This window comes from Gracilimonas mengyeensis, from assembly GCF_900182705.1.
In the GTDB taxonomy this organism is placed as follows: Bacteria; Bacteroidota; Rhodothermia; order Balneolales; family Balneolaceae; genus Gracilimonas; species Gracilimonas mengyeensis.
Genome location: NZ_FXTP01000001.1, coordinates 422,220 through 436,617, shown reverse-complemented (window position 1 = coordinate 436,617; position 14,398 = coordinate 422,220). Strand labels below are relative to the sequence as shown.

General features: G+C 45.5%; 11 protein-coding genes. 1 reads left to right on the top strand and 10 read right to left on the bottom strand.

What is annotated here, in order from left to right; all coding sequences use genetic code 11:
* Nucleotides 1-591: 591 nt before the first annotated feature.
* The 7 genes from FN815_RS01825 to FN815_RS01795 form a co-directional block, all read right to left on the bottom strand.
* Entirely contained in the window at nucleotides 592-2,286 is a 1,695-nt protein-coding gene (locus tag FN815_RS01825; protein ID WP_185957132.1) for an ABC transporter permease, read from the bottom strand.
* A gap of 32 nt (nucleotides 2,287-2,318) precedes the next feature.
* Nucleotides 2,319-3,758, bottom strand: a complete 1,440-nt coding sequence (locus FN815_RS01820) for a phytoene desaturase family protein (RefSeq protein ID WP_142452883.1) — start codon at nucleotides 3,756-3,758, stop codon at nucleotides 2,319-2,321.
* 7 nt (nucleotides 3,759-3,765) lie between these two features.
* Entirely contained in the window at nucleotides 3,766-5,424 is a 1,659-nt protein-coding gene (locus tag FN815_RS01815) for a S8 family peptidase (RefSeq protein ID WP_142452882.1), read from the bottom strand.
* Between the two features lie 71 nt (nucleotides 5,425-5,495).
* On the bottom strand, nucleotides 5,496-6,638 hold the full coding sequence (locus tag FN815_RS01810; protein ID WP_142452881.1) for a DUF445 domain-containing protein: 1,143 nt from the start codon (nucleotides 6,636-6,638) through the stop codon (nucleotides 5,496-5,498).
* Nucleotides 6,639-6,674: 36 nt separating this feature from the next.
* The gene (ybeY, locus tag FN815_RS01805; protein ID WP_246075102.1) at nucleotides 6,675-7,133 is read right to left on the bottom strand and encodes an rRNA maturation RNase YbeY; all 459 of its coding nucleotides are present in this window, start codon (nucleotides 7,131-7,133) and stop codon (nucleotides 6,675-6,677) included.
* Nucleotides 7,134-7,145: 12 nt separating this feature from the next.
* A complete protein-coding gene (locus tag FN815_RS01800; RefSeq protein ID WP_142452880.1) occupies nucleotides 7,146-7,592 on the bottom strand; it encodes a hypothetical protein in 447 nt (148 codons plus the stop codon).
* A 57-nt stretch (nucleotides 7,593-7,649) separates the two neighbouring features.
* A complete protein-coding gene (locus FN815_RS01795) occupies nucleotides 7,650-10,631 on the bottom strand; it encodes a protein O-mannosyl-transferase family (protein WP_142452879.1) in 2,982 nt (993 codons plus the stop codon).
* Nucleotides 10,632-10,811: 180 nt separating this feature from the next.
* Between FN815_RS01795 and FN815_RS01790 the strand changes: the two genes are divergently transcribed.
* Nucleotides 10,812-12,296 carry a sodium-dependent transporter gene (locus FN815_RS01790; RefSeq protein ID WP_142452878.1) on the top strand — a complete coding sequence of 495 codons (1,485 nt, stop codon included), beginning with the start codon at nucleotides 10,812-10,814 and terminating at the stop codon, nucleotides 12,294-12,296.
* A gap of 138 nt (nucleotides 12,297-12,434) precedes the next feature.
* On the opposite strand, the gene FN815_RS01785 is transcribed toward FN815_RS01790, so the two are convergent.
* From FN815_RS01785 to FN815_RS01775, 3 genes are all read right to left on the bottom strand, one after another.
* On the bottom strand, nucleotides 12,435-12,893 hold the full coding sequence (locus tag FN815_RS01785; RefSeq protein WP_142452877.1) for a PaaI family thioesterase: 459 nt from the start codon (nucleotides 12,891-12,893) through the stop codon (nucleotides 12,435-12,437).
* A 134-nt stretch (nucleotides 12,894-13,027) separates the two neighbouring features.
* Nucleotides 13,028-13,396 carry a cupin domain-containing protein gene (locus FN815_RS01780; RefSeq protein ID WP_142452876.1) on the bottom strand — a complete coding sequence of 123 codons (369 nt, stop codon included), beginning with the start codon at nucleotides 13,394-13,396 and terminating at the stop codon, nucleotides 13,028-13,030.
* 37 nt (nucleotides 13,397-13,433) lie between these two features.
* On the bottom strand, nucleotides 13,434-14,396 hold the full coding sequence (locus FN815_RS01775) for a phosphoribosylaminoimidazolesuccinocarboxamide synthase (RefSeq protein WP_142452875.1): 963 nt from the start codon (nucleotides 14,394-14,396) through the stop codon (nucleotides 13,434-13,436).
* Nucleotides 14,397-14,398 lie beyond the last annotated feature (2 nt).

The following is a 14,398-nucleotide window of genomic DNA, read 5'->3' as shown; positions in this document are numbered from 1 at the left end:
ACGACCAGAAAATTGTCACCGAATTATCTAACATTTAAAGCAATGACGTTTTTATATAGAACTGACGTTAATTAATAACCGCAAGAGATTCCTGAATTTGCAAATCTAATACACCGGTAAATACCCAAATAGCCTCTAAAAGGGTGTTTTTGATACAAATATCACAAGACTTGAGATTATTTTATAAGTGATTTCTCCGCTCTTCTTTGAATATTAACAGCAGAAAATTTTGAGTGAATCATTGGCTGACAAGCGGGATTACACTCAGTTAGGTTTCAGCTTTATGCTGAATTAATTAAGGAGTAATAGTTCAGATAGAATCGATTTGGAGATTCATTTTCATATGATACGGCCGTGGTAATGATTAGGAAGGTCACGGCCGTATTTCTGAACTCATACCCCCAATTACATATAAGAAATTAATGCCCGAAATGGGCTCTAAGAAACCCTGAAAAGTCGAGAATCGACTTTTGCTCTATTTCGTCGTCTGGAATATTCCTGGTGATGGAATAGAGTCCATTTTAAAACTTCCGTGAAATCATGGTGCGGAAGGATGAGATGAGGAAACCTAGGTGATTTGTGATAGCTAAATCACTTGGTTTCCGATTTTCTTGACTTAGCTATCGTGCGACTTATAATGATTACGGGGATGATGCCAACCAACACAATCATCAAAGCGGCTCCGGCCGATTCCGCCAGCCGCTCATCTGAAGCATACCTGTAAACCTGTACGGCCAGCGTATCAAAATTAAAAGGCCGTACAATGAGGGTAGCAGGCAACTCTTTCATCACATCTACAAAAACCAGCAAGCCTGCCGTTAGTAGCCCGCCCGACATCATGGGAATATGAATTTTGCGCAACACCTTGCTGAAGGAATAGCCCAATCCTCTTGCGGCTTCATCCATATTTGGGGTGATTTTTTCCATGCTGGCTTCCACACCTCCATAGGAAACTGAGAGAAAGCGTACTAAATAGGCAAATACCATGGCAAAGATGGTTCCGCTAAGCAGCAAACCGCTGGAAAAACCAAGGTGCTCTCTGAAGAAAGCATCCAGTGTGTTATCAAAAAAGCCAAAGGGAATGAGCACCCCAACGGCAATTACGGAACCGGGAATGGCATAACCTAGCGAACTAACACGGTTAAAAAACTTGACGTAAGAGGAGGGATTGAGTCGGGCCGAGTAGGCCATCACCAATGCAATGCCTACCGCCAGAAGTCCCGTGACAGCTGATACCGTAAATGAATTCAGCGACAATTCAATAAACTGGAAATCCAGGGTATCCAGATTAGTGAAAAACATATTCAGCAGTAAAATTACCGGCAGAATGAAGCCAAATAATACCGGAATGAAGCAGGTTACAAAGGCCAGTCCGGAGCGAAAACCTTTTAACTTAAAACGGTTGAGGCGTTTAAACCGGGTACTGTTGGCTTTCTCATTGCTGATGCGGCTTCGGGACCATCGCTCTAAAATCAATAACACTACAATAAAAGCCAGCAAAAAAGCAGCAAGCTGGGCGGCGGCTGGACGTTCTCCCAAGCCAAACCACGTACGGTAAATACCGGTGGTAAACGTTTGCACACCGAAATATTGAACGGTCCCAAAATCGTTGAGGGTTTCCATCAGGGCCAGGGCAAGTCCGGCGGCAATGCCGGGGCGTGCAACAGGCAGCGCTACTTTCAAAAAGCTTTGCCAGGTGGAATACCCCATAATCCGGCTGGCTTCCAGAAGGCTGGTAGACTGTTCCAAAAAAGAAGAACGAGCCAGCATATACACATACGGATAGAAAGAGAGCGACATGATGATGATGGCACCTTCAACTGAGCGAATATTCGGAAACCAATAGCCATCTATCCCTAAACCAAAAACATTACGGATCGTCGTTTGCAGCGGACCGGCAATATCCAGAAAATCAGTATAGATGTAGGCCATCAGGTAGGCCGGAATCGCAAAAGGCAGGATGGAGGCCCATTCAAACATGCGTCGACCGGGGAATTCAGTCATAGTGATCAGCCAGGCAGATGAAACCCCAATGGCAATCACCCCAACAGAAACACCAGAAATGAGGAGGAGGGAGTTAATGATATAATCATCCAGAACTGTCTCGGCCAGGTGGCTCCATATTTCTCCCGAAGGAGTGAAGATGGCAAAAATGACGGTGAAAATAGGTATCGAAATCAGGACGGCTATGCCCAGACTGAAAAAAGTCCATCTGGGGGATTTTTGGCGAATACCGTTGTTGTCCGATCTCAGGTTTTGAATGGTTGTATGCAAAGCTTTAAGCATACGGTAAGATAAGGGTCTAAAGAGTTAAAATGTCAGGCTTTGCCAAATTCATTTTTAAGGACTGTTTCGGCTGCATGAAGTCCACACATCCCGTGTACGCCGCCACCGGGTGGGGTTGAGGATGAACAGATATACAAACCTTCTGCAGGAATTTTATAGGGATTCCACTTCATAACCGGCCGCCCAAATAATTGTTTGAAAAATTGTGCGCCTCCATTGATATCTCCGCCAATGTAATTCGGATTGTACTGTTCAAAAGCCTTCGTATTCATGCTGTGCTTACTAATGATGGTATCACGAAAACCGGGAGCAAATCGTTCAATCTGTTTTTCAATGATGTCCGTCATGTCTTTGGTGGAACCAGAAGGTACGTGGCAGTACGCCCAAAAAGTATGTTTGCCTTCAGGCGCACGGCCATCATCAAACACACTGGGCTGTGCGGCTAACACATACGGGGTTTCGGAATGTTTGCCGTCCCATGCAGCTTTTTCGCCAGAGGCTATTTCTTCAAAACTACCACCTAGGTGCAAGGTACCGGCTTTCCGACATGCTTTATTCTTCCAGGGAACCGGTTCGGATAAAGCCCAATCGATTTTAAACACCCCGGGGCCGTAGGTATAATCTTGCAGTTTATCCTTATAACCGGAAGGAAGCTTATTGGATGCAATTCGGGCAATCTGCCGCGGGGTCAAATCAAATAAAACAGCTCTGGATGAAGGGATATCCTTCAATGTTCTTACTTCCTGCTTACATTCTACAGTTCCTCCCAACGATTCCAGGTATGAAATCATCGCTTTGGTGATACTTGCCGATCCTCCCTTGGCAAAAGGCCAGCCTACTGCATGGGCCGAGGCCGCCAACACCAATCCAAACGAAGCCGAGAAGGCTTTTTCCAGCGGTAGAATGCTGTGAGCGGCACATCCGGCAAAAAGGGCGCGTGTCTTGGCTTGGCTGAATTTCATAGTACTGAGTTGATCAGCTGAAAACATCCCGTAAAAGCCGAATCGGGCAGTTATTAAAGGATGCTTTGGGATTCGGAGCCGTCCCAGCACATCAGAAGAAAGACTGGTCCAGTGGGCTGATAACTGCTGGAAAAGTTGCTGATACGAACTGCGGTCTATACCTAATGATTTGGCCGTTGCTTCTACCGAGCGCTCGGCAACAGCGGCATCACCGTCATCCAATGGATGAGCGAAAGGATAGGTGGGATGTACCCACTCCAGTCCGTGTTGCTGGAGGGGAAGCGTACTCAAAAAAGGAGAACCTGCAGCCGTCGGGTGTACGGCAGAACAGACATCATGCAAAAAAACGGGTTCGGTAAGCTCCTGCGTTCGGGTACCACCGCCGGGTGTAGCTTTGGCCTCAAGCACCAGCACTTGTAATCCTTCCTGCGCTAAACGAATGGCCGCTGATAGACCGTTGGGACCAGAGCCTACTACTACCGCATCATATGTGCTTGAGGCTTCAGACAATTGATTTTTAGTTGGTTAGTTCTTCGGCCCGCTGAATGGCATCATAAGCATTGATGATGCCCCCGGAGGAGGAAAGCTGAGAAAAAGGCACCGCTTCTCCATTGCCGGGTTTGTACACTACTTGATCTACTTCCGTCACTGTTTCAAGAATGATCTCTTTTACCTGGGTGGCAGTCAATTCCGGGTAGTACGACATAATCAAGGCTGCAACACCCGCCACTACCGGAGAGGCCATACTGGTACCGCTGTTTGGCTCGTAGCTGTTGTTGGGAAAGGTAGAGTACACATCCACACCTGGGGCAAAAAGATCTACATTCTCTTTACCGTAATTACTGAAATTCGCTGCCAGGGTAGAGTCGGAGTGCCAGGATGAAGCCCCCACACTCAGGTAGTTATTGGCTTTGCCACCATTTTCGTAGTAGCGGGTGGGATAGGTATCGGTGCTGTCGGTATTTTCGCTGCCATTTCCCGATCCTGAGACCATCAATACGCCAACACTGTCGGCATATTGCATGGCGGCATCTACATATTCTTTTTGGGGAGAGTAGCCTTTGCCAAAGCTCATGTTCATAATATCGGCACCATTTTCAGCTGCATACCGGATGGCATTGGCCACGTCTTTATCGCGTTCGTCACCATCAGGTACCGTGCGCAGAATCATCAATTCTACATTGCCAGCTATACCTTGTGCACCCAGATCGTTATTTCGAATGGCGCCCACAATTCCAGCTACGTGAGTACCGTGGTCGGCAGTAGGACCAACCACATCGTTATTACCATAATAGCGGTCGCTTAAATCGTCATAATCATCACCCACAATATGCCTTGGATCAAACTCTGGGTTCAGTCCATATTCGGCCAGACCGGATACGTGTTCGTAATAATCCTCCACATCCTGAATATCTTTCTCCGAAGCACCCTGACTTTTAATGGCCCCGATAATCTGTTTGGCCTGTTGTTCTTGCGGGGAATCATTTTCTGTCATTTGCAACTCTTTCATAGAAAGTGAATCAATGCTTGAAACACCTAAAGTCTGCTTTGCAGAAGCGATGGCCTGTCTGAACTGGGAAATCTGCATCATTTCCATGTTATTCTTGTCCACCCGCTTATTGAAGTCTTCTTTAATCTGAAGATAGTACTCATAATCCTCTTGATTCTCGGGGGCAACGGAATCAACCGGAACGCCTTCAAAACGTTCGCTGAGTTTTGCATAGAGGCGAGTCACTTCATAGGTATCCTTGTTAACGTGCGTGCTATCCGGCCCGCCAATAAAATTCCAGCCATAGATGTCATCAACATAGCCGTTGTTGTCGTCATCCACATTGTTTCCCGGTATCTCGTCGTCATTCACCCAGATTTTACCCTGGAGATCCTCATGGTGGATGTCAGTTCCCGAATCAATAATGGCAACCACCACTTTCTTTTGGGGTGATTTGTCGGCAAGAATCTTGTTATAAGCTTTTTCAACCCCCGTGCCTAAATATGGAGAGGCGTTGGCAGGAGCGAGGTGCCAGGTTTCGGTTGCAGTGACTGCTTCTGCTTCGGCATTGCTTTCAGCACCTTTATTGGTTTCGGTTTCAGTATCTGTAATAGTTTTGGAGCCGGCACAGCTTGACAAGATTAACATCAAGGCAGAAAAGGATGCCAGTTTTAAAAAGTTGTTCATGAATGGCAAAAATGAGAGTTAAAGTATGACAATTAAGTGGAGTGAAATAAAATCAAAAAACGAATTCTTTTTCAGGGCTGATTCTTTTTCTTAAGGCTGAAAATGAGCATATCGGCTAAAATTACCGAGCCAATGATAACGCTTAAAACAATGATGCTGGCCATGGGTTCCCAAATGATGAATCCGCCAAAGGTTCCAAGTACCGCCCCAAGGTACTGAATATATTTGAGCTGATCGTTACTGGCGTTTTTAATGAGTTGTTCAAGTTTACGTTCATCGTAAGCCCGGAGATTGTCTTCAACCAACGCTTGTACATCCAGTTGATTAATCAATTTATAGAGTAATGATGTTACCAGGTCTTCAATTACCGAACCATGCTCGTCCAGCTTTTCAGGGAGCTCATCCAAAAAATGATCCATGCGGTTGAGGCCTTTTTCGATACCGGTAGGGAGTTTTTGAAGGGCATTTTCCACCAAATCCTGCATTTCCCGGCCTTTTAGAAAGCTATATGCTCTTAGGGCTACTTTCTCGAATGAGTTTTCTTCAATGGCATCGTCAATTTGTTCAATCAACGACTTGGCAATGGAGGACCTTACTTCCGGATCGGCAATCATTTCGTCCACATAGCCTACCACCAATTTCTTAAGTCCGTCCCTGAATTCCGGGTCATCAATGATGTTCTTCACATACACCGTGGCTTTTTTTCGGTACCGGGCTATAGCCTGGGATTCATGTATTTTTTGTTTGATGATTTCCGGGTTGATGAGGTCTTCGGAAACAGCCAGCGCCAGGCGGTATGCTATGCGGTCTTTTTGTGAGGGAACCAATCCTTGCCCCAAAAGTGGACGCCGGTGGGTAGGGCGGAACAGCATGGTGATAGCCAGCCAGTTGGTTAAAAATCCAATCAAGCCGCTAATGCTTAAAATCCTCAGGAGTCCTTCAAAATTAAAACTATATTCAAAAAAAGTGGCTGAAAGCCCGTCAAAATCCCAAAAGAAAGAAAGGGTGAAGGTTACTACCAGTACATAGGGAGCAGCAACTAAAAGATTGAGCAGCCATTTATATTCAGCAGTTTTTCGAGGGGGGACAGGCCTGTTTTTGGCAGATGTTTCGGCGGGGTGTTTATTAACCTGATCCCGGATAAGTTCCCAGAGTTGGGTGGCGTAAGCCTTGCTGCGTTCTTTAATAATATGTTTAGTGTCTTCTTTATCCATCCGTCTTTTTTTGCCGATGGTCTACGCAGCTTTTTATTATTTGTTGTTGCCGGCCAGCTCCAGGTACTTGTTTTCTAAGGTGGTCATATGGGTTTTTTCTTTTTCGCTTTGATCATCATAACCGGCAAGATGGAGAAGGCCGTGGATGATGATGCGCAGAAACTCTCGCTCCAAAGGTTCGTTAAATTCGCCCGCTTGCTCCTTGATGCGCGGGGCACAGCAGAACATCGTACCTTCAATGGCGGTATCATCACCGGTCTCTTCTCCTTCATCATACCGAAAAGTGATGATATCAGTGACATAATCACGCTCCAGGTGCTCCTTGTTGATGCGAACAATTTCTTCTTCATCCACATACACCAACTCAACCATGGCAAAACCTACTTCTTCGTGGTCAGCAATTTGATTGAGGACACCATGTGCCTGTTTCAGGGTAACAGGGATCTCCTCATTGCTCTCATTAAAAAGCTGAATGACGGGAGTTTGAGTGCTCAAATGCGCAAGAAGTTAGAATGAGAAATCGTCGTCCATGGACTCGGTAAGCGACAGGGCAATACCACACATCATCAGGTCTTCGGGAAGTTGGGTGAAGTCGCCGGAAATGATAGCATTATCTACATTGGCGTAGAGGCTGCAACCAGCTGCCTTTTCAACAATGAGACCGGAAGTTTTATCCCCGGACTTGCCGAAAAATGTAACCTGCTGCAACATTTCACTGGCTATGAAAGCCGTGCAGTTGTGCAGTTGTAAAAATGTATTGTAGGCATATACCGAAACCATGTTCATCTGTTCGTCATTTACCTCAAGACCCAGGTGAATTTCAAGGGCCAGCTTCCGAGCGCCTTCTTCTCCTTTTACTTCAAAACGAAATACATCGTTTCCAAGTGGTTTTGGAGTGCTTCCGAGTACCTTTCCTATGGCGTCAATATTTTCTTTGGTAAACTGATGAATCATAATGCGTAATTAGTGTTGGATGAATATACGGCAAGCAACATTCATTTTAAACGAATATTAATTAATGCCGTATCTCATGATTTCCTGTTCGCTGGCTTCTTTGGATGATGGCATCGGAGGAAACTCAGCAGAAACGATCTCATTTACTCTGGTGGCGATTGAATCGGCTTTTTCTGTTTCACCGGCCTGATAATATACATATTGTACCAGTACCAGATTTTGACGTGCACTGGCTACGTTCCGACCCGCATTTTGGGCACGACTGGATAGGGTGTTCAGCTCAGTACGTATGTTACGTTGTGCGCGAACATCACCAGAATTTCGTGCATTTTGGAATTCCTGCCCAAGCTGCATGTATTCTTCCTGAAGCTCACTAAATCGAGTAGATCTGGACTCAAGCTCTTCATAAAGCTCGTCAATTGCATCGTTTGCAAGGCGGGCTCCGTCTTCCTCGAGACCAACTTGAGCATATCGCACGGCATACAGCAGACGAACGGATTGATTCTCTTCATCCTTACGGAAGGGGACCCGTTCCTCGCCCCATTTCAACCAGTAAGCAGCGCTGTCAGGTTTCCCTTGCTCGTTGTAAACCGAAGCTAGCTGCATGAAATTAAAACGGTAATTGCTGAGCATGCGACGGATGTTTTCATCCAGATACAGATCGGGATCACCCCACTCACGGAAGTAGAAATTCTCCAGACGGTCGGTAAAGATCTGGGGATCCATGTAACCGTCACGGCCACCGCCAAAGTTTTTGGGCACTACACGGTAGGCTTTACCTTCTGTGCGGAAGTAATCATGCAGGTTAAGCTGACTCTGTGTTGAAACCGTGTTGGCAAAATAAACGGGTCGCAGCCAGTCGTTGGTGCGCAGTATATCCAGAATCAGGTGATCCTGAGTCTGCAGGTAATACACCATATTGCCCTGACGGTCTTGCCCGTACTGGCGGCCATTAAGGCGCCAGCTTACCATTTCATCCAGTGAATCAACCGGCATTTCAAAATCAATACCGTGTTGCAGGATGGAAAGGTTAGTATCAGGTTTTACCCCTATAGCTTCTTTGTACTGCGGATCGGCAGAAAAAGCCTCTTTCAGCATATCTTTGTCCACAGGGATTTCAATATTCTTAGGCTGCCATTGTGAAATACCGGAGGTTACGCGCTCTATTTCCTCATCAGACAGAGAAATTGGCAATGGCGCAGATTCGTGAGACCATTGGTCGCGAAGCTGCTTGATGTACCAATCGGTATTCAAGAGGCTGAGACAGACAATACGTACATCGGTACGAACGCCTTCCACTTCCTGCAGATACCAAAGCGGGAAGGTGTCGTTATCCCCATTAGTAAACAGGATGGAGTTGGGAGCGGTAGATTCCAGCAGGTTACGGGCATAATCAGGCGCGATGTACCGGTTGCTTCGGTCGTGATCGTCCCAGTTTTGATAACCCATCCAAACCGGTGAGGCTACCAGACATAGTAATACAGTGGCTATACCAACGGCTTTATTATCCTTCACGTAGCTGTTGAAAAGTTCCACCAGAGCCGTCACGCCCAAGCCTATCCAAATAGAAAACGCGAAGAACGAGCCTACATAGGCATAATCCCGCTCCCGCGGCTGATAGGGGGTTTGATTGAGGAACACGATAATAGCGAGCCCCGTTACGATGAATAAGGTGAGTATGGCAAAGGCCCGCTTCCAGTCTTGGGTGAAATGAAATATCATCCCAAATAAACCAAGCAGGAAGGGGATAAAGAAATAATAGTTACTGGCAAAATTATTGGGGTACTCTTCTTCCGTGAATCCGGATTGCCAACCCGCATCCTGTATATCAGCCTCCCGTCCAATAAAGTTCCAGTTGAAGTAGCGTACATACATATGGTTTACTTGGTAATCCCAGAAGAACTGCCAGTCAGACTCATATCGTGAATAATAATCCATATGACGCGGATCCGGTGAATACCGCCGGGGAAAAAGGGTTTCTTCGTCACGATTGATGCGACCTGTTTGGTCGTCGTAGGTGCTTCCTTTCAGGATAGGCGTAGCACCATACTGTTCGCGCTTTAGATAGCTAATGAAAGATTCAACAGTCTCTGGATCATTTTCATCAATGGGGGGATTGGCAATGGAGCGGATCATGATTACCGAATAAGAAGAAAAACCGATCAAAATCATGGCATAACTAATAGCGATGATGTTGGCCAGGCGCATTTTCTTTTTATGGGTATAATAAACCGCATAAGCCACAGCAGCCATAAAGAAAAATATGAAAACCAGCGGATTGATAAGCCCATAGGTTGCTTCATCTGCACCGTTGGCGATTGATGGCAGTATCTGAATGGTAAACGGATAGATAGTCAGAAAGGCAATTACAGCCCCGACTCCCATCAACAGGAAGGACTTCCATTCAAACTCACGGAATTTGAAATAAATAATAAGGGCTACAAAGAAAAGTGCCAGCACGTTGAGCAAGTGCACACCGATCGCCAATCCAAACATGTAGGCAATCAATACCAGCCAGCGTTCACTGTACGGCTCATCGTAATTTTCAGACCACTTCAGCGCCAGCCATACCACAAATGAAGTGAAAAACATAGACATGGCATAAACTTCAGCTTCAGCAGCACTGAACCAAAAGGTATCGGTGACAGCAAAGGTTAAAGCTCCGACAAGGGCACCACCATATACTCCAATCTTTTCAACGAAAGGAAATTCATCAGGATGACCTTTCCATTCGCGGACCAGCCGCACCACAATCAGGTACAAAAACATCACGGTTAGGGCCGAGCTTAACACACTAATAAAGTTGATGCTAAGTGCCACATAGCTGGTGGGCATAAACATCGAGAAAATACGTCCTACCAGGGAGTAGAAGGGGGCTCCAGGAGGGTGATTCACCTGCAAGCCATGGGCTACGGCGATGAACTCACCGGCATCCCAAAAACTGGCCGTGGGGGCTACCGTAAGCGCATAGATTATTAATGAGACAAAAAACGTAAATAGTGCTAAGTACCGGTTGGTTTTTTTGTGGTCTGATAACATGTAATATTGTTTAACGGCTCAAAAAAGTTCTTGGATATTCGTCTAATACCTTTTAAGATAGGCTCGCAATTATAAGCACAGCCTGATTTTATTCAAAATGCAAGATACATAAGATTGGGAAACTTCCCGCAAGAAAACGGAGAAGCCCGCACGCTATTATAAACTTTAAATAATTTTTGCATGCCAGATTCTACGAAAGAAAGATTTTCCTCAAAACTCGGACTTATATTAAGTGTTTTAGGGATAGCCATCGGAACCGGAAATATCTGGAGATTTCCCCGTATAGCCGCTCAAAATGGGGGAGATGAGGGTGCCGGAGCTTTCTTGGTGGCCTGGCTTTGTTTTTTACTGCTTTGGTCCATCCCGCTGATTATTGCCGAATATGGGATGGGACGAAACGGTCGAAAGGGCGTCGTGGGTTCTTTTGTAGCATTGATTGGAAAGAAAAGTGGATGGCTGGGAGGCTTCGTCGGTTTTGTAGCAACGGCCATCATGTTCTATTATAGTGTAGTGGCAAGCTGGTGTTTGTATTACCTGATAACATCCATAGGAACAGCGTTACCAGCTGATTTAAGCCAGGCCAATGCCATTTGGGAAGGGTTCCAGGGATCAAACTGGCCTCTGATTGGACATGCCATTGTGATGGGCGTGGGCGGATTTATTGTTATTAAAGGCATTTCTTCCATTGAAAGAGTCAACAAGGTTTTGATTCCCTCGTTGCTCCTTGTGCTTATCATTTCGTTATTTAAAGCCCTTTCGCTGGAGGGAAGTGGCATTGGTGTCGAATATCTGTTTACCCCAGATTGGGATACCCTCAAAAACCCTGAAATATGGCTGGAGGCACTTACCCAGAATGCCTGGGATACCGGGGCCGCCTGGGGATTAATCCTGACCTATGCAGCCTATATGCGCAAAACCGATGATATAACCATCAGTGCCTTTCAAACGGGTATTGGTAATAATATGGTCTCGTTATTAGCGGCGGTTATTATTTTCTCAACAGTGTTTGGTACGCTAAGTGCCGATATGAGTAATGCTGAAATCCTGAATGTTATGCAGACCTCTGGTCCTGCTTCAACAGGTCTGACCTTTATCTGGATGCCTCAGTTGTTCGCAACTATGGGCGGTGGTAATATCTTTGCCATTTTGTTCTTCCTGGGACTCACCTTTGCCGCTTTCAGCTCGCTTATTTCCATGATTGAGCTGGCCGTGAAAGTGTTTGTTGATATGGGCGCTAACCGTAAGCGTGCCACCATGGTAATTTGCGGGGCCGGTTTTGGTTTTGGTATCCCATCTGCGTTGAATCTCACCTTCTTCGCCAACCAGGATTTTGTTTGGGGCGTTGGGTTGATGGTTTCCGGTGCACTTATTTCCTATGCGGTGATAAAATACGGAATCGGAAAATTCCGCAGTGAACTTATCAATACCGAGGAAAGATCTGCTACGCTGGGTAAATGGTGGGAGATCATCATTAAATACGTAGTACCAGTGGAAGTGGTGACACTCTTGGGCTGGTGGATGTATCTGTCGGCAACCAGCTACGCACCTGATACCTGGTACAACCCCTTGAGTCCATTTTCAGTTATGACTGTAATAGTTCAGTGGGGACTGGCTCTGTTCCTCGTCTGGTTTTTCCGCAAACGATTGATGGGTGAGAAGAAATAGTAGCTAATTAAGTATTATCTTAATCAACTGACTTACAGTCGCTTAGGAGTATTAACTTAAATTTGTTTAAGGATTTTAAAATTGTTGAGCTTAGATTTCTTTGAAGCAAAAAAATTAGTGTAATCCTTGAATCTGTGATCAAATGAATTCCTCAGGCTGACCAAAAAAACGTGAGGTAGCTTTGGCTTTCGTTATTCCATCTTGTGTGATGATACAATCCAACCAAAAAATACGGTCTCTCTTGCAGTCCGTTAATTTTATCTCAAATTGTGTTTCCCGGTGGAGTACTACCGGTTCATAATAGCGAACAGCCAAATCTACGGTATAAGCAATAATAGAATGTCCCATAAGGCATTGGGTCATCCCGGCATCCACTATGGCAGCAATGAGCCCGCCATGTACCCTATGGTCATAACTTTGATGCTCTTTGCCAAAGGTTGCCTTCCCTGTCAACGCCCCATCATCGTTGAAGGAAAAGTCGAGAGTTTTCACCGGCGGATATTTCGCGAACATGCAGTTCCGGTGATATTCTTTTTTCAGCCTTGAGAGTTCTTCTTGTAATTCATTGGCAGGAGATAGAGTAGAAGCAAGTGACATCCGGCTGGGCGTATTTTATGATTGTTACAATAATAATGCGCGTAGCATATTTACTATAACATCCAAAAATGAAGCCTCTATAAAGAAGTAAGTAGTTTCATAGAAATAAGATCAGGGAAGGGAAGCAGCCCGTCTTAAATCCACTCTTGATCATCAACATCAACCGTGCGTTCGTCGCTAACATCACCGGTGTGTTTGGTGGCAGCAGGCTCAACCAGCATCACCCAACATTCTTCAGGTGCTATGGGGAGATGATCTTCACCGGCAGGAACCACATATAAATCACCTTCAGTAAGTTGGATTTCCCGGTCTTTGAAGCGCAAAAGAAGCTCGCCTTTTACTACATAAAATAGTTCGTCCTCATTTTCATGATTATGCCAGATAAATTCACCTCTGAGCTTGGCGAGTTTTACCAGCTGACCGTTGGTTTCGGCAATAATTTTAGGAGTCCAATATTCCTGAATTTGTTCGAACTTAGCGAGCAGGTTGGCTTTATCGGTCATGAACTGAGATGTTCTTTGTGATAGGAAGGGCTGTTGATTACACAGCAGCTTCAAAAATATCTTTAAGTTTTATATTGATATCCTTTTCCAGGTACGGTTCAAAGGCTTTGCCAGTTAGCATTTCAAACAATTCTGCATAGCGTTCAAAAACCTCCATGCGAAAATCATCCGGTAAATCGGGCAGGGTTTGGTTTTCTTTTCCTTGAAAGTCATGCTCCATCAGCCATTCACGCAGAAATTCCTTGGATAACTGTTTTTGAGGCTCTCCTTTAGCCTGACGCTCTTCGTAGCCATCCTTATAGAAATATCGGGAAGAATCCGTGGTATGGACTTCATCAATTAAGGTCAGCTCACCGTTAAAGGTGCCAAATTCATACTTGGTATCCACAAGGATTAAATCCTGTTCAGCAGCTACCTGCGTTCCCCGTTCAAATAGGGCGAAGGCTGTTTCTTTGATTTCATTCCAAAGGCCTGCAGACACAATTCCACGGGACAAAATTTCTTCTTCCGAGATATCTTCATCATGGCCTTCTTCAGCTTTGGTAGCCGGAGTGAGAATGGGAGAAGGGAAACGATCATGCTCTTTCAGGCCGTTGGGCATAGCAACCCCACAAAGTTTGCGTTTTCCAGCTTTGTATTCACGCCAGGCGTGGCCCGTCAGGTATCCGCGAACAACCACTTCAATAGGTACAGGCTCACATTTCTTGGCGATGGTGACATTGGGATGGGGTACATCAATGACATGAGTAGCAACGATATCCTTCACTTTCTCAAAAGAAAAAGCCGCAAGCTGATTCAGAATCTGTCCTTTAAAAGGAATGGCCTGCCGCATGATATAATCGAAAGCCGAAATCCGGTCACTGACTACAATACCGAGAGTATTACCATCCAGTGTGTATACTTCCCGTACTTTGCCTTTATAAGGGTCGGGGAATCCTTCAACCTGTGTTTCAGTGATACAATGAAAGAGGGCTTCCTGCGTAGATATATCGGTGTCCAAGA